This is a genomic window from Gordonia sp. PvP123 (assembly GCF_040547295.1).
GTDB classification, from domain to species: domain Bacteria; phylum Actinomycetota; class Actinomycetes; order Mycobacteriales; family Mycobacteriaceae; genus Gordonia; species Gordonia terrae.
In genome coordinates, this window is the sequence record NZ_JBEPPN010000001.1 from 457,260 (window position 1) to 479,797 (window position 22,538).

At 69.0% G+C, this 22,538-nt stretch carries 25 protein-coding genes; 4 read left to right on the forward strand and 21 right to left on the reverse strand.

What is annotated here, in order from left to right; all coding sequences use genetic code 11:
- Positions 1 to 54 precede the first annotated feature (54 nt).
- Together tsf and rpsB are read right to left on the reverse strand one after the other, a co-directional pair.
- Positions 55 to 879 (reverse strand): translation elongation factor Ts, encoded by an 825-nt coding sequence (gene tsf, locus ABIC25_RS02085; RefSeq protein WP_004572281.1) that lies wholly within the window; start codon positions 877 to 879, stop codon positions 55 to 57.
- 56 nt (positions 880 to 935) lie between these two features.
- Positions 936 to 1,757 (reverse strand): 30S ribosomal protein S2, encoded by an 822-nt coding sequence (gene rpsB, locus ABIC25_RS02090; protein ID WP_064571072.1) that lies wholly within the window; start codon positions 1,755 to 1,757, stop codon positions 936 to 938.
- A 357-nt stretch (positions 1,758 to 2,114) separates the two neighbouring features.
- Here rpsB and ABIC25_RS02095 point away from each other — a divergent pair, with 357 nt between their 5' ends.
- Positions 2,115 to 2,600 (forward strand): M23 family metallopeptidase, encoded by a 486-nt coding sequence (locus tag ABIC25_RS02095; RefSeq protein WP_248645271.1) that lies wholly within the window; start codon positions 2,115 to 2,117, stop codon positions 2,598 to 2,600.
- A 25-nt stretch (positions 2,601 to 2,625) separates the two neighbouring features.
- On the opposite strand, the gene ABIC25_RS02100 is transcribed toward ABIC25_RS02095, so the two are convergent.
- Both ABIC25_RS02100 and ABIC25_RS02105 read right to left on the reverse strand, forming a co-directional pair.
- Complete coding sequence (locus ABIC25_RS02100; RefSeq protein WP_101818939.1) at positions 2,626 to 3,510, reverse strand: tyrosine recombinase XerC; 885 nt, start codon at positions 3,508 to 3,510, stop codon at positions 2,626 to 2,628.
- An 86-nt stretch (positions 3,511 to 3,596) separates the two neighbouring features.
- The gene (locus ABIC25_RS02105) at positions 3,597 to 4,463 is read right to left on the reverse strand and encodes a siderophore-interacting protein (RefSeq protein WP_239402758.1); all 867 of its coding nucleotides are present in this window, start codon (positions 4,461 to 4,463) and stop codon (positions 3,597 to 3,599) included.
- Between the two features lie 174 nt (positions 4,464 to 4,637).
- Here ABIC25_RS02105 and ABIC25_RS02110 point away from each other — a divergent pair, with 174 nt between their 5' ends.
- Complete coding sequence (locus tag ABIC25_RS02110; RefSeq protein WP_064571069.1) at positions 4,638 to 5,216, forward strand: TetR/AcrR family transcriptional regulator; 579 nt, start codon at positions 4,638 to 4,640, stop codon at positions 5,214 to 5,216.
- A 2-nt stretch (positions 5,217 to 5,218) separates the two neighbouring features.
- On the opposite strand, the gene dprA is transcribed toward ABIC25_RS02110, so the two are convergent.
- Both dprA and ABIC25_RS02120 read right to left on the reverse strand, forming a co-directional pair.
- A complete protein-coding gene (gene dprA / locus ABIC25_RS02115; protein ID WP_248645269.1) occupies positions 5,219 to 6,361 on the reverse strand; it encodes a DNA-processing protein DprA in 1,143 nt (380 codons plus the stop codon).
- Positions 6,358 to 7,866, reverse strand: coding sequence for a YifB family Mg chelatase-like AAA ATPase (locus tag ABIC25_RS02120; RefSeq protein WP_004572288.1), 1,509 nt, complete (start codon positions 7,864 to 7,866; stop codon positions 6,358 to 6,360). Before ABIC25_RS02120 ends, dprA begins: the two co-directional genes overlap by 4 nt.
- A gap of 187 nt (positions 7,867 to 8,053) precedes the next feature.
- Between ABIC25_RS02120 and bluB the strand changes: the two genes are divergently transcribed.
- Both bluB and ABIC25_RS02130 read left to right on the forward strand, forming a co-directional pair.
- Positions 8,054 to 8,692: a 5,6-dimethylbenzimidazole synthase gene (bluB, locus tag ABIC25_RS02125; protein ID WP_239402754.1), complete on the forward strand. Its 639-nt coding sequence runs from the start codon at positions 8,054 to 8,056 to the stop codon at positions 8,690 to 8,692.
- A gap of 99 nt (positions 8,693 to 8,791) precedes the next feature.
- Positions 8,792 to 10,132: a glycoside hydrolase family 183 protein gene (locus ABIC25_RS02130; protein ID WP_248645268.1), complete on the forward strand. Its 1,341-nt coding sequence runs from the start codon at positions 8,792 to 8,794 to the stop codon at positions 10,130 to 10,132.
- Between the two features lie 6 nt (positions 10,133 to 10,138).
- On the opposite strand, the gene ABIC25_RS02135 is transcribed toward ABIC25_RS02130, so the two are convergent.
- The 15 genes from ABIC25_RS02135 to ABIC25_RS02205 all read right to left on the reverse strand — a co-directional run bounded on the left by ABIC25_RS02135 (position 10,139) and on the right by ABIC25_RS02205 (position 22,537).
- Positions 10,139 to 10,543, reverse strand: a complete 405-nt coding sequence (locus ABIC25_RS02135; RefSeq protein ID WP_248645267.1) for a YraN family protein — start codon at positions 10,541 to 10,543, stop codon at positions 10,139 to 10,141.
- Between the two features lie 102 nt (positions 10,544 to 10,645).
- Entirely contained in the window at positions 10,646 to 10,957 is a 312-nt protein-coding gene (locus ABIC25_RS02140; RefSeq protein ID WP_004572292.1) for a DUF2469 domain-containing protein, read from the reverse strand.
- Positions 10,954 to 11,643, reverse strand: a complete 690-nt coding sequence (locus tag ABIC25_RS02145; protein WP_004572293.1) for a ribonuclease HII — start codon at positions 11,641 to 11,643, stop codon at positions 10,954 to 10,956. The genes ABIC25_RS02140 and ABIC25_RS02145 overlap by 4 nt, the downstream gene beginning before the upstream one ends.
- A 10-nt stretch (positions 11,644 to 11,653) precedes the next feature.
- Complete coding sequence (gene lepB / locus ABIC25_RS02150) at positions 11,654 to 12,508, reverse strand: signal peptidase I (protein ID WP_004572294.1); 855 nt, start codon at positions 12,506 to 12,508, stop codon at positions 11,654 to 11,656.
- An 18-nt stretch (positions 12,509 to 12,526) separates the two neighbouring features.
- On the reverse strand, positions 12,527 to 12,868 hold the full coding sequence (rplS, locus tag ABIC25_RS02155; RefSeq protein WP_004572295.1) for a 50S ribosomal protein L19: 342 nt from the start codon (positions 12,866 to 12,868) through the stop codon (positions 12,527 to 12,529).
- A 208-nt stretch (positions 12,869 to 13,076) separates the two neighbouring features.
- The gene (locus ABIC25_RS02160; RefSeq protein ID WP_354559719.1) at positions 13,077 to 14,048 is read right to left on the reverse strand and encodes a hypothetical protein; all 972 of its coding nucleotides are present in this window, start codon (positions 14,046 to 14,048) and stop codon (positions 13,077 to 13,079) included.
- The gene (locus ABIC25_RS02165) at positions 14,045 to 14,401 is read right to left on the reverse strand and encodes a hypothetical protein (RefSeq protein ID WP_354559720.1); all 357 of its coding nucleotides are present in this window, start codon (positions 14,399 to 14,401) and stop codon (positions 14,045 to 14,047) included. The genes ABIC25_RS02160 and ABIC25_RS02165 overlap by 4 nt, the downstream gene beginning before the upstream one ends.
- Positions 14,388 to 14,732 (reverse strand): YbaB/EbfC family nucleoid-associated protein, encoded by a 345-nt coding sequence (locus tag ABIC25_RS02170; RefSeq protein ID WP_354559722.1) that lies wholly within the window; start codon positions 14,730 to 14,732, stop codon positions 14,388 to 14,390. The genes ABIC25_RS02165 and ABIC25_RS02170 overlap by 14 nt, the downstream gene beginning before the upstream one ends.
- 40 nt (positions 14,733 to 14,772) lie before the next feature.
- Positions 14,773 to 15,492, reverse strand: coding sequence for a tRNA (guanosine(37)-N1)-methyltransferase TrmD (gene trmD / locus ABIC25_RS02175; RefSeq protein WP_354559724.1), 720 nt, complete (start codon positions 15,490 to 15,492; stop codon positions 14,773 to 14,775).
- Positions 15,492 to 16,025 (reverse strand): ribosome maturation factor RimM, encoded by a 534-nt coding sequence (rimM, locus tag ABIC25_RS02180; protein WP_004572300.1) that lies wholly within the window; start codon positions 16,023 to 16,025, stop codon positions 15,492 to 15,494. The genes trmD and rimM overlap by 1 nt, the downstream gene beginning before the upstream one ends.
- A 26-nt stretch (positions 16,026 to 16,051) precedes the next feature.
- Positions 16,052 to 16,294, reverse strand: coding sequence for an RNA-binding protein (locus ABIC25_RS02185; RefSeq protein ID WP_004572301.1), 243 nt, complete (start codon positions 16,292 to 16,294; stop codon positions 16,052 to 16,054).
- Positions 16,291 to 16,728, reverse strand: a complete 438-nt coding sequence (rpsP, locus tag ABIC25_RS02190) for a 30S ribosomal protein S16 (protein ID WP_004572302.1) — start codon at positions 16,726 to 16,728, stop codon at positions 16,291 to 16,293. The genes ABIC25_RS02185 and rpsP overlap by 4 nt, the downstream gene beginning before the upstream one ends.
- Positions 16,729 to 17,198: 470 nt before the next feature.
- The gene (locus ABIC25_RS02195; RefSeq protein WP_051987022.1) at positions 17,199 to 18,275 is read right to left on the reverse strand and encodes an amidohydrolase family protein; all 1,077 of its coding nucleotides are present in this window, start codon (positions 18,273 to 18,275) and stop codon (positions 17,199 to 17,201) included.
- A 25-nt stretch (positions 18,276 to 18,300) separates the two neighbouring features.
- Complete coding sequence (gene ffh, locus ABIC25_RS02200; protein WP_239402747.1) at positions 18,301 to 19,878, reverse strand: signal recognition particle protein; 1,578 nt, start codon at positions 19,876 to 19,878, stop codon at positions 18,301 to 18,303.
- 37 nt (positions 19,879 to 19,915) lie between these two features.
- A complete protein-coding gene (locus ABIC25_RS02205) occupies positions 19,916 to 22,537 on the reverse strand; it encodes a [protein-PII] uridylyltransferase (RefSeq protein WP_435529056.1) in 2,622 nt (873 codons plus the stop codon).
- Position 22,538 lies beyond the last annotated feature (1 nt).

The following is a 22,538-nucleotide window of genomic DNA, read 5'->3' on the forward strand; positions in this document are numbered from 1 at the left end:
ACGCACATCGCCCCGTCTCCTCGACGGAGACGGGGCGATGCGGAGCGAGTTCGATCAGGCCTGGCCGACCTCGAACCGGGTGAAGCCCTTGATGGTCACGCCGGCCTCGTCGAGCAGTGCCTTCACGGTCTTCTTGGAGTCCTGCACCGACGACTGGTCGAGCAGCACGACATCCTTGTAGAAGCCGTTGACGCGACCCTCCACGATCTTGGGCAGAGCCTGCTCCGGCTTGCCCTCCTCCTTGGCGGTCTGCTCGGCGATACGACGCTCGTTCTCGACGACGTCCGCGGGGACCTCGTCACGAGTGGCGTAGCGCGCCTTCAGGGCAGCGACCTGCATCGCGGCGCCGCGAGCGGCCTCTTCGGCACCCTCGCCCTCACCGGTGTAGGACACGAGCACACCGACCGCCGGGGGCAGATCGGAGGCACGCTTGTGCAGGTACACGGCCACCGGGCCGTCGTAGTACGCCACGCGACGGAGCTCGAGCTTCTCGCCGATCTTGGCCGAGAGGGCGGCGACCGCTTCGTCGACGGTCCCGTCGCCGAGCGGAGCCTTCTTCAGTTCGTCGAGATCGTTCGTCTTGGCCGCGGCCGCCGCGTTCACGATGTCGTCGGCGAGCTGCTGGAACTCACCGTTCTTCGCGACGAAGTCGGTCTCGGAGTTAATCTCGATGAGCGCGCCGTCCTTGGCCGCGACCAGGCCCTCGGCGGTGGAACGCTCAGCGCGCTTGCCCACGTCCTTGGCACCCTTGATGCGCAGCTCTTCGACGGCCTTGTCGAAATCGCCGTCGTTGTTGGCCAGCGCGTTCTTGCAGTCGAGCATTCCAGAGCCGGTGAGCTCACGGAGACGCTTCACATCAGCTGCGGTGTAGTTCGCCATCGTCGGCGAGCCTCCTTCGGGAAGTGTGTTGGGACCGGACTGCAGAGCAGTCGGGACTACTGAGCGGCCGGTGCGTCGGTCGCGGCGTCGCCGCCTGCCGGCGCGGCAGCCTGGGTCAGCAGTTCCTGCTCCCACTCTGCCAGGGGCTCGCCGCCGCCGGCCTCGGGCTTGGCGTCGCCACTGGCGGCACCGGCACGGGCCTGGACACCCTCGGCCACGGCCGAGGCCACGACACGGGTGAGCAGCGCGGCGCTGCGGATGGCGTCGTCGTTGCCCGGGATCGGGTAGTCGACGAGGTCGGGATCGCAGTTGGTGTCGAGGATCGCGATGACCGGGATGTTCAGCTTGCGCGCCTCACCGACGGCGATGTGCTCTTTGTTGGTGTCGACGACCCACACGGCCGAGGGGACCTTGGCCATGTCACGGATACCGCCGAGCGTGCGCTCGAGCTTGTTCTTCTCACGCGTGAGCATGAGGATTTCCTTCTTGGTGCGACCCTCGAAGCCACCGGTCTGCTCCATGGTCTCGAGTTCCTTCAGGCGCTGCAGGCGCTTGTGGACGGTCGAGAAGTTGGTGAGCATGCCACCGAGCCAGCGCTGGTTGACGTACGGCATGCCGACACGGGTCGCCTCCGCGGCGATCGACTCCTGCGCCTGCTTCTTGGTGCCGACGAAGAGGATGGTGCCACCGTGGGCGACCGTCTCCTTGACGAACTCGTACGCCTTGTCGATGTAGGTCAGCGTCTGCTGCAAATCGATGATGTAGATGCCGTTGCGGTCGGTGAAGATGAATCGCTTCATCTTCGGGTTCCAACGGCGGGTCTGGTGCCCGAAGTGTGCGCCGCTGTCAAGCAGCTGCTTCATGGTCACGACAGCCATGATCGTCCTTTTCTCGCAGTTGTCGTCGGCACCGTCGGTACCGACCCTGGCGCCTGCGGCCGAGTGCCACCCGAGACGGCATGGACCGTTCCGGGACTGCTCACTTGGCGTGTGTTTTCTCGACTGTGCTGGTCAGGGCGTCGAAGCCGCTGAGCAACACGGAACCGAATGCAGGCGCGCGAAGTCACCTCATCAACGATCGATGAGGTGCGGTGAGAAGTTTACGCCGCCGCGGAAGGAACACCAAAACGCCTTCGCCCACGTCGGAGTGCGGATCCGGCACCGGTGCACCGACCGGCGGATCCCGCACGGCTTCTGGTGCGTCCAATCCAGGTGCCATTTCCTTCACCGCGTGTCGTGGCCACGCTCGTGCTCGCCGCCCTCTGGTGTGCCGGTCCGATCGCCACTGCCTCCACCGACGGGGTGTACTCGGCCCCGCTGACACCTCGGCCGACCGTGGTGACGGCCTTCGACGAACCGGAGAAACGCTGGCAGCGGGGGCACCGGGGCGTCGACCTCGCCGCCGGGCCCGGACAGGCCGTCCGCGCGGCCGGTGCCGGGCGGGTGCGGTTCGCGGGAACGGTCGTGGGACGGCCGGTCGTCTCGGTGGCGCATCCCGACGGTGTGATCACGACGTACGAGCCGGTGGAGGCCCGCGTCGCGACGGGTGACCACGTCTCTCGTGGCGAGATCATCGGGACGGTGATCGGCGGGCATCCGGGCTGCCCGGTGGTCGTCTGCCTGCACTGGGGAGCTCGGCGCGGCAGCGGCCGCGGGTCGGACTACATGGACCCGCTGGGACTGCTCGGCGCGGTCCGAGTCCGACTCAAACCGGTTGGATGACCGACGGGCGCGCCGCCCGGAGTCCTCAGGCCCGCGGGTGCGCCTGACGATGGACGGCGCGCAGGCGCTCGACGCTCACATGGGTGTAGATCTGTGTCGTCGCGAGCGACGAGTGCCCGAGCAATTCCTGGACGACGCGCAGGTCGGCGCCGCCCTCGAGCAGGTGTGTGGCGGCGCTGTGGCGGAGCCCGTGCGGTCCGGTCGCCGGCCCGCCGCTCGCGTCGACCGCCCGTGCCACGACCGAGCGCGCCATCCGCTGGTCCAACCGGCCCCCGCGGGCACCGAGGAGCAGCGCCGCCCCCGAGGCGTCGGTCACCAGGGCCGGGCGTCCGGTCCGGAGCCAGTCGTCGATCGCGCGCGCGGCCGGCTCACCGTAGGGCACCGACCGTTCCTTGTCGCCCTTGCCGATCACGCGCACCACCCGCCGGTCGGCATCGACGTCACCGACGTCGAGCCCGCACAGCTCCCCCACGCGAACCCCGCTCGCGTACAACAGCTCCAGGATCACCCGGTCGCGTAATGCGATCGGGTCGTCGGCCGCTCGGTCCACGCCGGTGGCCGCGATCGCGGCTTCGGCCTGGGCCGGGGCCAGGACCGCGGGCAGGGTCCGGTGCGCCTTGGGCGCCTTCAGCCGCTGCGACGGGTCGGTGGCCAGGTAGCCCTCGCGGACCGCCCACGCGCAGAAGGTCTTCGCCGCCGAGACCTGTCGGGCGACGGTTGTCCGCGCAGCGCCACGGCGGGTCAGTTCGGCGAGCCAGGCCCGCAGCAATGCGAGGTCGATGGCGCCGACCTCGATCCCCCGGGCACCGGCGAACGAGACCAGCGCACGAGCACCACCGACGTAGGCACGGATCGTGTGCTCACTGCGCCCTTTCTCGAGGCGCAGGTGGTCGGCGAAGTCGTCGAGCATGGTCACGACCTCACCGTGTCGGACAGCCGGGCGCAACAGCACACGCGGCGTCGTGGCCGAATCGGTGCCACGATGGTCGGTCCGCGTCAGCCCTGGGCGCCGACACCCTCTTCCTCGGCACGCAGGTCGGCCTTCCACTGCCGGAAGCCCTCCTCGGTCCGTCCGCGCCGCCAGTAGCCGGAGATCGACGCGTTCGCCGCCCCCACACCGCGCTCCTTGCGGACATAGGCCCGCAGGTTGTGCATGACCGCCTGCGCCTCACCGTGGATGAACACGTGCGGCTCGCCGTCGAGCCATTCCGCCGCGCGGACCGCCTCGATCAGCGGGGCGTTGTCGCCGGCGAGTGAGTCGTCCACCTCGCCCGCGGGCCCGCCGCGATGCACCCAGGAGATCTCCGCCCCGACCGGCGCCCGGAGTTCGAGCTCGTCTTCGGGACCGGCCACCTCGATGAAGACCTTGGCGACGGCGTCGGCGGGCAACGCCTCCAGTGCGGCCGCCACCGCAGGGAGTCCGGCCTCATCACAGGCCAGCAGGTGCCAGGGAGCGTCTGTCCGCGGGCGGTAACCGCTGCCCGGGCCGATGAAGCGGATCGTCTCCCCCGGCTGGACCGACGCCGCCCAGGGGCCGGCGATGCCCTCGCTGCCGTGGACGACGAAGTCGACGACGAGCTCGCGGGCCGCCGCATCCACGCGGCGGACGGTGTAGGTGCGCAGCACCGGTTGACGTTCCGCCGGCTCGGCGGAACGGATCTCCTGGAGATCGAACGGCTCCGGGTAGGTGACACCCGGCGGCGCGAAGACGAACTTCACGTACATGTCGGTGTCGGGCTCCCCTGACTTCCCCAGCGCCGGCTGGAAGTCGTCGAATCCTTCTCCACCCAGGAACAGGCGCACGAAGTGCGGACTGATCCGCTCGCTCCGCAGCACCGTCATCGTGTTCACGCGTTTCGCCATCGAACCTCCCTTTCAGGCGTCAACCCTACGCCTTCCAGATTAGGTGACCCTTAGCTTTAGTCGAGCGAACCACCCATCCGCGGTTGTAAGGTTTCTCTTCGATCGAGCGATGTGCATCTGAGACTTTGCCATTACTAAAATCAGACGTCGTGAGACCCGACCAGAGGTGACTCCATGCCGGATCAGCCCGTGGATCATTCCACCCCGCGCCGCGGTTCGCGGTTGAGCGTGGACGACTGGCTGGAGGCCGCGACCCAGATCCTGGTCGACGACGGCATCGACGCACTGAAGATCTCGCGTCTGAGCGCGCGTCTCGGTGTGACAAAGGGCAGCTTCTACTGGCATTTCACCGACATCGGCGCATTGAAGGCCGCGCTCGCGGAACACTGTCGGCGGGCTCAGTCGGCGGCAGCCGATCGGATCGAGGCGCTCGAGGCCCTACCACCGGTCGAACGGGTGGAAGGGATGGCACGCCTCCTGTCCGACCCGCGCCGCTGGGCGATGGAGTCGGCTCTGCGCCGGTGGGCCGACACCGACGCATCGATCGCCGACTCGGTCGACCAGCTCGACTGCCGGATCTTCTCGATCGCGATCTCGGCGATGCGCGAGCTCGGCTTCTCGGAGGCCGAGACACACGCTCGGGCCACGACGTTGCTGTACGCGGGCATCGGCTATGTCCACGCGCACGGCCGGCTGAACGAGGCGACCGCCGACGATCTGCGCGTCATCATCGACGTCCTCACCCGCCGCTGAGCTCACGCCAGGCGCCATCGTCCATCGACGTTCTGCACATACCCCCTGATGTCGAGGTGCGCCAACGCCGACCGGACCGCCCCGATGTCGAGACCCGCGGCGAAGGCGATCTCGTCGATCCCCACGGCGCCGCGGCCGGGAATGGCGTCGTGGACACGCAGTTGCTCGGCGTCGAGTCCGTCCGTCGGCTTCGTGCGACCGCGGCCGACGTCGCCCCCTCCGTCGGGGCGCACCAGGTTGACGATCGAGGCGACGTCGGAGACCAGCACCGCGAGGTCGTCGGCGATCATGCGGTGGCAGCCGACCGAGGTCGCCGAGGTGACCGGGCCGGGCACCGCGCCCAGCGGCCGGCCGAGCTTGCGCGCCCACGCGGCGGTGTTCGCCGCGCCGGACCGTCGTCCGGCCTCGACCACCACGGTCGCACCGCTCATCGCCGCCACGAGACGGTTCCGGGTGAGGAACCGATGTTTGGCGGCCGTCGTCCCCGGCGGGTACTCGCTGATCACCGCACCCGTGCGCGCGATCGCGGTCAGCAGAGCCGCGTGCGACGCCGGATAGTCCCGGTCGATGCCGCACGCCATCACCGCCGCGGTCACTCCACCCGCCGCGACCACCGCACGGTGGGCGGCGCCATCGATGCCGAACGCACCCCCGGACAGCACCGCGAAACCTTCGCCCGACAGTCCCGACGCGAGTGTCTGCGTGACGTGTTCGCCATAGGCCGACGCGGCGCGGGACCCGATCAGCGCCACCGACGCGGCGGCGAGATCGTCGAGGCGGGCGGGACCGCGCACCCACAGGGCGAGCGGTTCGCCCCCACGCGCCGCAGTGTCGGCCTGTCCCAGTGCCAGCATCGACCAGGCAGGCCATTCCGGGTCGGCGCGGGTCACCAACCGTGCGCCGATCCGGTCGGCGGTGTCGAGGTCGTCTGTCGCACAGTCGGAATCACACCGGGCCGCGGTCGCGCCGAGCACCGCCTCGTGACCCCCGGGCACGGTGCGTCGACGGATTGCCGACGCGGCCTCGACCGCACCGATGTCGTCGACGAGCGCGATGATCGCGGCACACGGCGGTTCGGCCACCCGGGCCAGATAAGCCCACGCGATCGATTCGGGAGAACGGGACTCCGACGGATGGGCGGTCACCAGGTCGCTCCTCGGTCTCGGTACAGAAGCGCCTGCGCGACATCGTCTTCCACGGGACGACCCGTACCGCGCAGATCACAGAGGGTCCACGCCAGGCGCAGCGCGCGATCGGCGCCGCGAGCCGTCACGCGGCCGTCGCGCAGGAACAATTCGATGGGCCGCAACACGTCCGGCGGCAGTCGGAACCGCTGTCGCAGCGCGGACCCGGGGACCTCGGCATTGGTGCGCCACCCGAACTCCGCCCACCGGTCGATCGCGGTGGCGCGCGCAGTGGTCACGCGGGCCCGGACATCGGCGCTGGACTCCCCCGCACCGCTCATCAGGGCCGTGTTTCCCGGCGGATCCATGCGTACGCGGATGTCGACGCGGTCCAGCAGTGGCCCCGACAACTTGCCCAGATAGCGTCGTCGAACGACGGCCGAGCACACACAATCCACGTCGTGGGCGGGCGCACACGGACACGGGTTCGCCGCCAGGATCAGCTGGAACCTGGAGGGGTAGACCGCCACGCCGTCTCGTCGCGGCACCCGGACCTCACCGTCCTCGAGGGGTTCTCGAAGCGATTCCAGGGATTTGACACTCATCTCGGCGCACTCGTCGAGGAACAACACCCCTCGGTGTGCCTTGGACACCGCACCCGGACGCGCGAAACCCGTACCCCCTCCGAGCAGGGCTGTGGTCGTCGAACTGTGATGCGGGGCGATGAACGGTGGCTCGGTGATCAGCGGACGCCCCGGCGACAACTCCCCCACCAGCGAATGGATCGCCGTCACCTCCAGGGAATCCTCGAGGCCCAGCGGCGGCAGAATACCCGGCAACCGCCGCGCCAACATCGTCTTGCCGATCCCCGGCGACCCCGTCATCAACACGTGATGCGCTCCGGCCGCGGCGATCTCGAGCGCATGCCGGGCCTCCTGTTGCCCCACGACGTCGGCCATGTCCGGGATCGGCGGCGGCTTCGTCGTCGTCGCCTCGTGCACGGTGTCGAGCACGTGGTCACCGGCCAGCCACTGCGTCACCTCCTTGAGACTCGTCGCACCACCGACGTCCATCCCCACGACCAGCGCCGCCTCGGCGACCGTCTCGATCGGCACGACCGCCCGGCAGTAGCCCGCCTGCCGCGCCGCGATCACCGCCGGCAGGACTCCGCGGATCGGCCGCACGTTGCCGTCCAGACCGAGTTCGCCCAAGAAGATCGTCGATGACAGCCTCTCCGCCGACACCTGTTGAGTGGCAGCCAGGATCGCGACGGCCATCGACAGATCGAACCCCGAACCGATCTTCGGTATGTCGGCCGGCGACAGAGCCACCGTCACCTTCAACTCGGGAAAACTGAACCCGGAGTTCTTGATCGCGGCCCGCACCCGGTCCCGTGCCTCTCGCACCGACGGATCCGGGTTGCCGGTCACCGCGAATCCCGGCAACCCCGAACTGACACTCGCCTGCACGTCGACGACGCTTGCGGCAAAGGCATTGAGCCCCACCGCCTGTGTTTGCCCCAGCATGAGCACAGTCTCGGCGGTGACGCGCGTGGCGGGCGGCGCCGAACCGCTCCGACAGCCGATCTGTGGATGACCCCGTGGTTGTCCACCATCGACGCGCATCGAGGCTCGCCTCGCGTGAACTCGACGGCGGGACATACACCAGGGACCCGCTCCGTCGGTCGACACGCATGACTAGGCTCGACAACCGATGAGCGACGGAACTTTCGACGATGAGTTCGTCGGCGATCTCGACCGACTACTTCGATGGCGGCGCGACGTCCGTCGCTTCCGCCGCGAACCACTCGAACCCCACGTGCTTCCCGAAATCCTCGAGGCGGCCGAACTGGCACCGTCCGTGGGCAACAGTCAACCGTGGCGCTGGGTCGAGGTGCGGTCCGCCGAAGCCCGACAATCGGTGCGCGAGAGCTTCACTCGCTGCAATGCCGATGCGCTCGGCGGCTACACGGGCGAACGCGCACAGCTCTATTCGTCACTCAAGCTCGCCGGTCTCGACGACGCTCCCGTCCACCTCGCCGTGTTCTGCGAACCCGCTGTCGAGCAGGGCCGGGGACTCGGCCGACAAACAGTGCCCGAGACGCTGGAGTATTCGGTCGTCAGCGCGATCTCCACACTCTGGCTCGCGGCGCGGGCGCGGGGCGTCGGGGTCGGGTGGGTGTCGATCATCGAACCCGACCGGGTGACCACGGCACTCGACGTACCGTCTTCATGGAAGTTGGTCGCCTATCTGTGCATCGGCCACCCCGCCCACGACTCGGAGACGCCGGAACTCGAGCGTGTCGGTTGGCAGTCACGGACGGGTTCGCAGGAGCGGTTCTTCGTGCGCTGACACCAGATCGTGACCCCTCGAATTGCGCGATCCGACGGTAACTCCAGTAACAATAGTCACGTCAATCACTTCTGCCACAAGAGTAACTGGAGGACGCGCGTGTCGAGCCGTCTCACCACGAGTGTCCGGCTGGCGCTCGCCGGGGTCATCGCGTTCAGCGGTACCGCAATCGCCCTGACGACCGGCGCCGGCGTCGCGCACGCTGCACCCTGTGGCAACGCGAGCACCGGATCGAGCTTTCTCGGCTTCGGATCCAGCGGTTCGAGCGGATCGAGCGGTTCCGCAGGCTCCTCCGGCAGCTCGAACATCCCGAATCCGGGTCCGCAGGCCCCGCTCGTGCCCTACGTCGGCGCCAAGTCCCGCACCGTCGGCTGGGTGACGGGCCCGCTCAGCGCCAACCGGACGTTCAGCCGGTTCGGCATCGGCGGCACCGACCTCGGCGTCGCCTGGGACAACGGGCGCGGCCAGACCCTGATGGCGTTCGGGGACACGTTCGGCAACTGCAATGCCCCGAGACAGCAGTGGCGTCACAACGTGCTACTGCGCACCGACGACGACAACCTCGCCAACGGACTGTCGGTGCCCGACGGCCGGGCCGGCGACGTGACCTCCGGTTCGGTCATCGCGCCCGGACAACCGAACTACGCGCAGGAACTCATCCCGTCGGTCGGCATCTCCAACGTCGAGGTCACGACCATCCCGACCGCGGCCATCTCCCTCCCACACGGCGACGGCTTCCGCCAGTACATCAACTACATGTCGGTGCGATCGTGGGGATCGCCGGGCAACTGGGTCACCAACTTCTCGGCGATCGCCCATTCCGACGACAACGGCCAGACCTGGGTCACCGACCAGGACACGATCCTCGTCAACGCGCCGGTCTCGCTCCGACTCCCCGGCGAGTTCCGTCCGGTGGAGTTCAACAACGGCAAGTTCCAGCAGAACGCCTACGTCCGCGGTCGGCCCGGGACGCCCGAAGCGGACTACGTCTACCAGTACGGCACGCCGAACGGCCGCTTCGGCGCCGCGTTCCTCGCGCGGTTCAAGCCGGACGACATCCTGAAACTCGACGCCTACGAGTACTGGGCGGGGAAGAGCCGGGGCTGGGTCGGCGACATCGCCGCCATCCCCGACGACGGCTCCGCGGTGGTCGTCCGGCAGCCGGTCACCGAACTCTCGGTCGCCTGGAGCCCATACCTCGAGAAATACATCATGCTCGACGGTGACAACGACATCACGCTGCGCACCTCCGACCATCCCGAAGGACCGTGGAGCGCTCCGAAAACCATCGTGCCCCGCGGCGCACTGGTGCTGTACGGGCCGATGATGCTGCCGAACTCCCCTGCCTTGCAGAGTGACTCGAAGGACCTGTACTTCAATGCGTCGCGGTGGAGCGACTACAACGTGATGCTGATCCGCACGGACCTGAGCAAACTCTGACGCACCTCACACGTACACGCCCCGGTGATGCCGCACCCGCGCGCGAGCCAGATCATCGGGCGTGGCCTGATCGAGCCGCACGCTGACGACGTCGAACCGGATCTGCGACCACCGGCGGTCCTGCGCGGCCAGCCACAACCGGGCGAGTCGACGCATCCGGGTGAGCTTGGTCGGCGTCACCGCCATGACCGGATCATCGTAGGTGCGGCTCGCTCGCGTCTTGACCTCGACGATCACCAGGATCGACCCATCGCACGCAACGAGATCGAGCTCGCCATATCTGGTACGCCAATTGCGATCCAGGACAACCCAACCCAACGACGTCGCGTAGTCCGCGGCCACGTCCTCGCCGAGTCGGCCGATGTGGCCACGTCGATCGGGGCGGGGATGTCCGCGCGGTTCAGAACCCATGCCGATCAGCCTCGCGCAGAACCGCTTTCGCCGACCCCTCGACAGCGAGCAACGCCCTGATCTGTGGAGGATCAGGGCGTTGTCAACAGGTTTCGATCTCGATCAGGGCTCGTCGGGCAGGCGGAGTTCCGACTTCTCCAGCTCTTCGATGTTGACGTCCTTGAACGTGATCACGCGAACCTGTTTGACGAAACGCGCGGGCCGGTACATGTCCCACACCCACGCATCGCTCATGCGGAGTTCGAAGTAGACCTCGCCGTCGGTGTTGCGCGGGATCATCTCGACCGCGTTGGCGAGGTAGAAGCGCCGCTCTGTCTCCACCACATACGTGAACTGCCCGACGATGTCCTTGTACTCGCGGTACAGAGAGAGTTCCATCTCGGTTTCGTACTTCTCGAGATCCTCAGCACTCATCCTGTCAGCCTATCCCTGTTGTCGTTTGCGCTGGTGACCACACGTGCCGCGACATTACGGTACGACATGCGGTGTTGGGGTGAGGGGCCTGCCGCGTCGATGCGCGACATGTGCAGCGCCGTGCTGTAGCCCTTGTGGATGGCGAAGTCGTAGCCGGGCAGGTCGTCGTCCATCGCGACCATGATGCGGTCTCGGGTGACCTTGGCGATGATGCTGGCGGCGGCGATGCACGCGGCCGCCCCGTCTCCCCCGATCACCGGCAGTGACGGCGCGGTCAGTCCCGGCACCGCGAAGCCGTCGGACAACACGTATCCGGGTTTCACGTCGAGCGCCGCCACCGCACGTCGCATGCCCTCGATGTTGGCGACGTGGATCCCGATGCGATCGATCTCCGCGGCCTCGATGACCACCGCGCTCCAGCTCTGGGCGTAGCGCGTCACCGAGCGGTACAAACCCTCGCGCGTGCGCTCGGAGAGACGCTTGGAATCGTCGAGTTCCGCCAGCGAGACGAGCTGCGTGGGTTTGAGCACACACGCCGCGACCACGAGCGGCCCGGCGCAGGCACCGCGACCGGCCTCGTCGACGCCGGCAACAGGTCCGAGGCCCTGGCGATGCAGCGCGAATTCGAACGTCCGCAGCCCCGCGGCGCGGCGGACGGGAGAGCGCGGAGGCCATCGAGTCGTCACAGTGCACCCATCACTGCTGCGGATTGAACGAACCGACACCACCGATCCGCGAGAAGGGGTAGATGATGAAGCGCACCTTGCCGCGGATGTCACTGACCGGGACCGTGCCCTGATACTGGTCGTCCACGTGATACCGGGAGTCCTGGGAGTTCAGCCGGTTGTCGCCCATCACCCACACGTTGCCCTCGGGGACCTTGATCGGACCGAAGTCCGGGCCCAGACACGGCGGCACCTGGTTGCCCGGCCCGGCGACGCCGGGGCCGAACGAGGTGACCGTCTCCTCCTGGAGCTTCATGTCGATGTAGGGCTCACGCAGCGGTCGCCCGTCGACCTTGACGCCGACACCCTCGTCGTTGCGACATTCGACGGTCTGACCACCGGTGGCGATGACGCGCTTGACGAGATTGTTCTCGTCCGGTGGCGCGAACCCGAACCACGAGAGGGCATCCTGCGCCTTGTGCATCACCGGGTTCGTCGACCGGGGTGACACCCAGGCGCCGTTCCACGACTCCGACGGACCCTTGAACACGACGACGTCACCGGGCTGCGGATCGCCGAACCGGTACGTCAGCTTGTCGATGACGATGCGGTCGTTGGTGCACCCGTCGCAGCCGATGAGCGTCGACTCCATCGACTCCGACGGGATCACGTACTGCCGACCGATGAAGGTCTGCAGAACCCAGGTGAGGAGCAGGACGCACCCCACGATGATCACGACTTCGCGTAGGAGCGAGCCCGATCCGGACTTACGCTTTCCGCGGTCGTCGGTGGGGTCGTCCCGGTCGGTCTTCAACCGCCACGGACGCTTGGCGTCCTCGTCGCGGTCACCGTCGGGTGCATCGTGGGGTCGCTGTGTGTCGGCCACCTCGTCAGGTTAGACGCGTCAGCGCTTTTCCTTGATCTTGGCTGCCTTGCCGCGCAGATCGCGCAGGTAGTACAGCTTGGCGCGACGGACGTCACCGCGGGTGAGGACGTCGATCTTGGCGATGTTCGGGCTGTGCACGGGGAAGGTGCGCTCGACGCCGACGCCGAAGGACACCTTGCGGACGGTGAAGGTCTCACGCACGCCGCCGCCCTGGCGGCGGATGACGACACCCTTGAACACCTGCACGCGCTCCTTGCTGCCCTCGATGACCTTGACGTGGACGTCGAGGGTGTCGCCGGGGCCGAAGTCCGGCACGTCGTCGCGGAGGGACTGCTTGTCGAGGAAGTCGAGCGTGTTCATGTGTCGTGGTCCTTGTCTGGCGGGAAACGTTGAGCAGAGGAACCTGGCGGCCCGGGGGCTCGACCGGTTCGTGCTCCGAGTCGTTGGCGTCACTGTCGACGGTGTCACTGACATCGCGGTCATGGACGGCCCCGTGGCCGGGGCATCGTCGACAGGCAACCCGACTATTGTGCCAGAGACACCCCGAGCCGACGAAATCGCGGAGTGGCTATGCGCGCGGCCCGATGACCACGACGTCCTCGGCCTGTAGGGCGGAGATGGTGGCGGCGTCCATCGGGGTCGCCGCGGCGATCGCCCTGGGCGTGACACCGGCGTGCACCATGTGGTCGAGGATCGCGAGCTCCGGCGCCCGCCCGTTGGCCGTGATCGCCTCGTCGTCGGCGAGCTCGACGCCGGCCCGCTGGTAGGGCTGCGGATCGTTCGTCCCCACGACGACCACCCGGGTACCGCGGTCACCGGTCCCCAACCCGACCGCCGTCCGGAACCACCCGGCGATCGACGACGGAACCGTTGTCTGCAGTCGCTCGGCGCGGGTCCGCAGCCAGGTGAGATCGCTCGCGCCGACCCCGCTGTGGGCGGCATGAGCCCGCCCACCGGCCAGACCCACGACGCCGGCTGCCACCGCTCCTGCCGCGCCCATCGCCCCGAGCGGCATCATCGGCATCATGCCGCTCGTCGCCGCAGGCGCGCCGGCACTCTGACCCGCGTCCTCCGACCGTTCGGTGTGGTCGTCACCGGCGGCGGTGAGTGCCATCCGGCCCGCACCCGCGGCCTCCACCCGCCACGTGTCGTCTCCGACGGCGGCGTTCACCTCGGCCCGCCGCGCGTCGCGGTCGGCGATCAATGCGATCACCGTCATCCGCTGTCGGGTGTCGGTCACCGTCCGGGCATAGGCGTCCAACGACGTCCCCAGCGCACGGAGTCGTTCCGCCGCTCCGGGCAGGTCGGCGCCGGCAGTGCGCCCGACCCCGCCCACGACGGCCTCATGGAACCGGCCTGCGGTCACGTCGCCGGCCGTGTACGACCCGATCGCCGACGTCACCGTCTCGGCAAGGCCGTCCAGCGTCGCGGCCAGCGCGCGGGCCCGCTGCGCCGAGTCGTGCAGGGCGACGGCGTCGGCTCTCGGCCACACCCCTGGTGCCAGCCCCTCCGCGATCCGCTCGGCCTCGCCCGGCCTCATCGCGCCGCGCTCCGGCCGAGATGCGCGGACGCGTCGGCGTCGGCGCCGACCAGTGCGTCGACGCCGGTCTCGAGGGCCCGACGGTGTTCTCCGAGTCGCTCCTCGGCGTCCCGCAGGGACGCGGCGACCTCCGTGGCCGCCGGCGCGAACCCCGTCCGGAACGCACCGGCTGCGCCATCGGCGCCCACCGCCGCGTCGATGTCGAGGAGCAGCGTGGACAGTTCGCCGCGCACCGCCGCCAGCCCCTCGGCGGCCTGCGCAAGACGCAGCGCGAGGGCGACGGCCGCGGCGGGATCGGCGCTCACCCGGTCGGCGTGGTTCTGTCCTCCGGCGACCGGATCAGGATTCGTCATCGGCCATCACGCTCTCGAGGCGGATGTCGGCGTAGTCGATCGCCAGATCCGGTGCGCCGGAGAGCACTTCGGCGACACGGACGCGCAGGGCGGTGTCCGCCTCGGCGATCAGCGTGGTGAGCAGGGTCGACAACTCATCCGCGCGGTAGCGCCGCAGCGCGGCGGGTTCGATGGCGATGTCCACCGCGAGCCCGCGTGCGTCGACCGTCGCCGCGACGAGCCGGTCGTGACTGGTGGCCCGAGAGGTCAGCTGCGACAGAACCTTCCGGATGCGCTCGAGTTCGGTGCGCTGACGGTCGAGCTCGTCGACCATGGCCGAATACCCCTGCATCGTCCCCCGAACCCCCTGCGAGTCGACTCTCCGGCAGATCCTAGCCGGAATCGCCCGGATGGTCCGTGGCGGTGTCCACAGCGTCCGGAAGCAGGTCGGGGCGCCGCACACGCGTGCGCTCGAGGGCCTGCTCGGCACGCCAGCGGGCCACCTTCGCGTGGTCGCCGCTGAGCAACACGGGCGGGACGTCGAGGCCGCGCCAGCTCACCGGCCTCGTGTAGCTCGGACCTTCGAGGAGTCCGTCGGAGAAGGAATCCTCTTGATGCGACCGGGGATTGCCGAGCACTCCGTCGAGGAGACGCACGGTCGCCTCGATCATGGCCATGACCGCGACCTCTCCCCCGATGAGGACGAAATCGCCCAGGGAGACCTCTTCGACGCGCACGCGTCGGGCGGCGTCGTCGAAGACGCGCTGGTCGATGCCCTCATACCGGCCGCAGGCGAACACCAGGTGCTTCTCGGCGCTCCAGCGACGCGCGATCTCCTGGGTGAACGGCACACCGGCGGGCGTCGGCACGATCAGCAGGGCGTCGGCGGGGCACACCTCGTCGAGGCACGGTCCCCACACCTCGGGTTTCATGACCATCCCGGGTCCGCCGCCGTAGGGCGAGTCGTCCACGCTGCGGTGGACGTCGTGGGCCCAGTTTCGTAGATCATGGACCGCGACGCTGATCCGTCCGGCGTCGATCGCCTTGCCCAGCAGGGCGACTCGGAGCGGATCGAGGTACTCGGGAAAGATCGACACGACGTCGAGACGCATCAGGGCGCCTCGTCGAGCGAGTCCGGATTCAGCAGTCCGTCGGGTGGGTCGATCACGATGAGTTCGCGGCTGACGCCCGGCACGATCTCCCGCACGAACGGGACGAGCACCTCGCGGTCGTCGGTGGTCCGCACCGACAGCAGCTCACCGCCGGGCAGGTGCAGGACCGATTCGACGACGCCGACCGCGGAACCGTCGACGAGTTGTACGGGGACGCCCTCGAGTTCGTGGTCGTAGAACTCATCCGGGTCGTCGGACGGCTCCACCTGCGAGGAGTCGATGAGGAACAGCGTGCCGCGCAGGGCGTCGGCCGAATTCCGGTCGGCGACACCGGCCAGGGACACCAACAGCCGCCCGGAATGTTCCCGGGCGGCTGTGACGGTGAAGTCCCGCTCCCCGGCGCCGCGCGGCAGACGGCCACGCAGCACCGAGTTCGGTGCGAAACGCATCTCGGGCTCGTCCGTGCGGACGTCCACGACGAGTTCGCCACGGATTCCATGCGACTTGACCACACGGCCGACGACGAGATCCACGATGCGTTCGGTGTTCGGGTTCTCGGTCAGCGGTCGGTGTCGACGATGTCGACGCGCATCCCGCGTCCGCCGATTCCGGAGACCAGGGTCCGCAGTGCGGTCGCGGTACGACCGTTGCGTCCGATCACCTTGCCGAGATCGTCGGGGTTCACGTGGACCTCGACGAGCCGGCCGCGGCGGCCGGTGACGAGGTCGACCCGGACGTCATCGGGATTGGAGACGATTCCGCGGACGAGATGTTCGACCGCGTCGGCGACGACTGCGCTCACGCGTCACCCTCGGCGGCGGGCGCCTCGGCTGCCTCGTCGTCCTTCTTGGCGGCCTTCTTCTTCGGGGTGGTCGCGGCGGCGACGGGCTCGTTGTCGGCGGCGGCGAGCGCAGCGTTGAACAGGTCGAGCTTCGACGGCTTGGCCTCGGCGGTCTTCAGGGTGCCCTCGGCGCCCGGCAGGCCCTTGAACTTCTGCCAGTCACCGGTCACCTTGAGGATCGCGGCGACGGGCTCGGTCGGCTGCGCGCCGACTCCCAGCCAGTACTGTGCGCGCTCGGAGTCGACCTCGATCAGCGAGGGCTCTTCCTTCGGGTGGTACTTGCCGATGGTCTCGATGACCCGGCCGTTGCGGCGGGTGCGGGCATCGGCGACGACGATGCGGTACTGCGGGTTGCGGATCTTGCCGAGCCGCGTGAGCTTGATCTTGACAGCCATGTCTACTTCGCTTTCGTATGGTCACTGCGCAATTCAGCAGACCGCCCGGAATGGCGGACCCGGTTTTGCGTCTGTATCGGTGTGACCGTCGGGCGGCCGTGACCGGATCCGACGAACCAGCGAGCCATTGTGCCAGACCAGACGGCGGACACCGAATCCGGCGACCAGGACCGGCGTCCATGCCGACGAAGGCGGCCGATGTACCGGCATGTGGTCACCCACCCCGCGAAGGCGACCACATGCCGCACGTCGCCATTCCGTCACTCATCGGTGTCGGCTCATCGGTGTCCGAGATCACGACACCGCCGGAGCCTCCCTCGACCCCCGGCTCCGACGGTTCCGCGTCGCCGGACCCAGGCTGAAGGGATTCCGGCGTGGACTGGTCGGCATCGTGGGCCGAACCGTTGCAACGCCGTTGCTACGTTACGCGGCGGTAAGAAGAGCAACCAGATGCCATCGTGTGGCGTTGCTCACACGATGTGGCGACCCGACGACACCACTGCTACCGGGTGCCGCAGCGTGCCCAGATCGTCACATGGGTTGTCTGCGTAGACCACGAAGTCGGCACGATGCCCGTCTTCGAGGACGTCGGCACCGAGCCAGCCCCGGGCCGCCGTCGACGCCGCCGCGATCGCGGCCGCGGGACCGAGCCCGATGCCCGACAGCGCCTCGATCTCGTCCACGATGCGACCGTGCTCGACGAATCCGCCCGCGTCCGTTCCGGCGAAGATCTGCACTCCGGCCTCGTATGCGGCGTCGAACACGCTCGGCGCACCCGCGTGCAGAGCCCGCATGTGCGCGGCGTAGGTCGGGAAGCGCTCGGCGCCGTCGGCGATCCCGGGGAAGTTCTCGACCTGGATCATGGTGGGCACCAAGGCAATCGAGCGTTCGACGAGCTGGTCGACGAGATCACCGGTCAGTCCGGTGCCGTGCTCGATGCAGTCCACACCCGCGCCGATCAGGTCGACCAGGGCGTCGGTTCCGAAGACGTGGGCAGTGATCCGCGCACCGTGCTCGTGCGCGACCGCGACCGCCGACTCGATCTGCGCTCGCGTCCACAGCGGGGCCAGATCGCCGACCTCGCGATCGATCCAGTCCCCGACGATCTTCACCCAGCCGTCGCCGGCCTGCGCCTGCCGGGCCACCTCGGCGGCCAGTTCGTTCGGATCGTCGAGGTCGACGCCGTAGTCGCGCAGATATCGCTTGGGTCGCGCGATGTGCTTGCCCGATCGGATGAAGCGCGGGCATGCGGGATCGTCGTCCAGCGGGTGCGTGTCCAGCGGCGACCCGACCTCGCGGATCAGCAGGGTGCCGGCGCGCGCATCGGCATAGGCGAAGCCGCGGGCCTGCTCGATGTCGACCCCGAGACCGGGGGCGATGCCCACATGATTGTGGGCATCGACGAGGCCCGGCAGGATCCAGCCGCCGTCGACGGCCGTCTCGGCGTCGGGAACCGGTGTCGCACTGATGGTGTCACCGCTGACCCAGAACTCGACCGGCTCCGCGGTCAGCGGGTCGGTGCCGCGGTAGTGCTTCGGCGCTCCCATCCCGTCCCTGCTCGCGCCCACGTGACTATTTCTTCTTCTTGGGCTGCTGGAACTGCGACACGTCGAGACCTTCGAGTCCCGGCGGCAGCTGGTCGAGGCCGGCCGGCATGTTCGACAGGTCCGGGAACCCGGCCGGCATCCCCCCGGGCATGCCCGGGAAGCCGCCGCGGACCTTCGGCGGCGTGGGGCCGCGGCCGGTGCTCTTCTTTCCGCCGCCCTTCTTGCCCTTGCCCTTCTTGCGGTTGGACTTGCGGTTCATCCCGCCCATGCCCATGCGTCCCGACATCTGCGCCATCATCTTGCGGGCCTCGAAGAACCGATCGACGAGCTGGTTGACCTCGCTGACCGTCACCCCCGAGCCGTTCGCGATCCGGATGCGGCGGGAGGCGTTGATGATCTTCGGATTGTCACGCTCGGCGGGCGTCATGCCGCGGATGATCGCCTGCACCCGGTCGAGCTGCTTGTCGTCGACCTGCGACAGCACGTCCTTCATCTGGCCCGCGCCGGGCAACATGCCCAGGATGTTGCCGATGGGTCCCATCTTGCGGATCATCAGCATCTGGTCGAGGAAGTCCTCGAGGGTGAGCTCGCCCTGCGTGATCTTGGCGGCCGCGGCCTCGGCCTGTTCGGCATCCCAGTGCTGTTCGGCCTGCTCGATGAGGGACAGCACGTCGCCCATGCCGAGGATGCGGCTGGCCATGCGGTCGGGGTGGAAGACGTCGAAGTCCTCGAGCTTCTCGCCCGAGGACGCGAACATGATCGGCTGGCCGGTCACCTCGCGCACGGACAGCGCCGCACCACCGCGTGCGTCACCGTCGAGCTTGGTCAGCACGACGCCGGTGAACCCCACACCGTCGGCGAAGGCCTCGGCGGTGGTCACCGCGTCCTGACCGATCATGGCGTCGACGACGAAGAGCACCTCGTCGGGCGAGGTCGCATCCCGGATGTCGGACGCCTGCTTCATCAGCTCCGCGTCGATACCCAGGCGACCGGCGGTGTCGATGACCACGACGTCGTAGTGCTTGGCCCGCGCCTCGTCCACGCCTGCCTGCGCGACCGAGACCGGATCGCCCGAGGTCACACCGAGGACGCCGTCGCCGCCGACGCTCGTGCCCGGATGGGGCGCGAACACCGGGACGCCGGCGCGTTCGCCGACGATCTGGAGCTGCGACACGGCCCCCGGACGCTGCAGGTCACAGGCGACGAGCAGGGGCGTGTGACCCTGCTGCTTGAGCCAGTTGCCCAGCTTTCCGGCGAGGGTCGTCTTACCCGCGCCCTGCAGGCCGGCCAGCATGATGACGGTCGGCGGGTTCTTGGCGAACCGCACGCGGCGGGTCTCGCCGCCGAGGATGCCGATGAGTTCCTCGTTGACGATCTTGACGACCGTCTGCGCCGGGTTCAGCGCCGCGGAGACCTCTGCGCCCTTCGCTCGCTCCTTGATCCGGGCGATGAAGGACCGGACCACGGCGAGCGAGACATCCGCCTCGAGCAGGGCGAGCCGGATCTCGCGACAGGTGCGGTCGATGTCGGCGTCGGAGAGCCGCCCCTTGCCACGCAGGTCCTTCAGGGCACCGGTCAACCGGTCGGAGAGGGAATCGAACATGGCCCCATCCTTCCATGTGGGTCCCGGGACCGAACAGCTAGGAGATCGGCACTCCGGACCGCCCGGTCCCGCCGTATGACTGTGGCCCGTCGCCGTCTTCCTCGCGCACCGGTTGCGGAGGCGGGCAGACCGCGACGACGGCGTCGGCCAGCTCCGCCCGCGCGGCGTCGGTGTCGGTCGCCAGTCGCAGGCCGAAGATGTCCACGCCGGTCGCCCCCAGGGTCGCGACCTTGGCCCACCGGATGTCGGCGCCGTGGCGTTCCAGGACCGCGCTGACCCGGCTGAGCAGGCCGATCCGGTCGTCCGAGCGGACCTCGAGCACTGCCTCCCCCGCCGGCGCATCGAGCCACGTCACCCGTGGCGGCGCGACGGCGAACAGCGCGGGAACCGCGTTCTTCGGATGGCCTGCCCCGTCCACCTCGGGATCGGTGCTGCCGGCGCTGGCGCCGATGGTCACGACGGTGCCGGGGATCGTGGTGACCGTGCCGATCGTCGGGACCGGCGAGTCCCGTTCGCGCGCGTCGAGCCGCGCGAGCACGTCGATCTTGCCGTCGATCGCGGCTATGAGCTGCTGGCGCAGCAGTCCGGCATCGGGCGGACTGCCGAACATCGGCACCACGAGGAACGAGTTGATCGCCTTGCCGTCGGCGCTCTGAGCGCAGGCGGAGTGGGAGCGCAGCCCGCCGAGGGCGAGGACCCCGGCCATCTTCGACAGCAGGCCGGGCTGATCGGGCGCGACCATGGTGACGCGATAGGTGTGCTGGCCCTCGGCCCGGACGAGCCGCACCGCGAAATCACCTTCGGCCGCGGTGGCGAGCTGCTCGGCGGTCAGCGGATCGGGAGCGCTCGGCTTCTCCCCGTCGATGAGCCGCATCGACCGGCGGACGAGGTCGAGGATCAGCGAGGCCTTCCACTCCCCCCACACCCCCGGTCCGGTGGCGAGCGAGTCCGCCTCGGCAAGTGCGGCAAGGAGTTCCAGGAGAACACGGTTGTGCCCGAGGGTCTCGACGACGGATTCGGCCGTGGCGGGGTCGTCGAGGTCGCGGCGGGTGGCGACCTGGGGCAGCAGCAGGTGATGCCGGACCATGTCCGACAGGATCGTCACGTCCTGGGGCCAGAGCCCGAACCGGTTGCCGACCTGAACGGCCAGATCCGCGCCGACGATGCTGTGATCGGCACCCCGCCCCTTGCCCAGATCGTGGATGAGCGCGCCGAGTACGAGGAGATCGGGCCGGGACACCCGCGTGGTCATCGCGCTCGCGTACGCGGCGGTCTCCACGAGGTGACGGTCGACGGTCCAGGTGTGGATGGCATCGCGGGGCGGCAGGTCGCGGACGGCGCCCCACTCCGGCAGCAGCCGGCCCCACAGACCCGTGCGGTCGAGGGCCTCGATCGGATCGACCATGTGGTGCCCCGAACTGAGCAGCACCAGCAGGTCGCTGCGCGCCTCGGCCGGCCACGGCTCACGCAGTTCCGGCGCGTAGTCGGCGAGCCGGCTCAGCGTCGATGCGCCGATCGGCAGACCGGTGCGTGCCGACGCCGCCGCCACCCGCAGGATGAGTCCCGGGTCCTTGCTCGGGATCGCGTTGCGCGCCAACACGATCTCGCCGCTGTGTTCGACGACGCCCTCGTCGAGCGGACGACGCAGCGGCGAGCGCCGCAGCTTGGCCAGACCGCGACGCGGCAGGGCGTTGCCTGCTGTCCGCAGGCCGGCGTCGATGGAGTAGCTGATGGTGCGGGCCGAGTCGCTGATGACCCGCGCGAGGTCGAACCGGTCCCCGATCCGGAGTGCTGCCCCGATCTCGTCGGCGTCCTGCGCCTGCACGTGCTCGCGGGGACGTCCGGCGATGCGATGCAACTCGGTGCGGATGTCGAGGAGCCTGGTGTAGGCGACCTGCGGTCCGGCACCGGGCGAGTCGGGCCGCAGGCTCGCCATCCCATGGGTGAGCTGCGCGATCGCCAGCGCTCCCAGCAACTGCACGTCGCGCAGCCCGCCCCGGCCGCTCTTGAGATCGGGTTCGGCACGGTGCGCGATATCGCCGGCGCGCCGCCAGCGGTCCTGGGCGTGGGAGACGACTTCGGGGAACCGGGTGCGGATGTCGTTGCGCCACTGCTGACGGACGCCGCCGATCAGCAGCGTGGACAGATCCTCGTCACCCGCGATGTGGCGGGCCTCGAGCAAGCCGAGCGCCGCGGTGACGTCATCCCCCGCGACCTGCAGCGCCTGCGGCACCGTCCGCACGCTGTGGTCGAGCGGGATGTTGGCGTCCCACAACGGATACCAGAGCCCATCGGCCACCTCGGACACCCGTTCGACGGGCATGTCGTCGTGCAACAGGATCAGGTCGAGGTCGGAGTACGGGAGCATCTCACCGCGGCCGAGCCCGCCCACGGCGACGATCGCAAAACCGCTGTGCGGCTTGATGCCGAGTTCGGCACCCTTGCTGGTCAGCCAGAACTCGTGCAGGTCGACGAGCACCTGGCGCAGTGCCGGTGCATCGAGTTTTCCCGAGCGGCCGGACTCGGTGAGTTGCCGTCGGGTCTTGGCCAGGTCTGCGGCGCTTACGACTGCCTCCAAAGTGTGTGGGAGAGAGATGATTCGAGCTGTCGAACGGTACGGCCCCGCGTCCGACTGGTCGTCGGGCACGGGGCCGTTCACC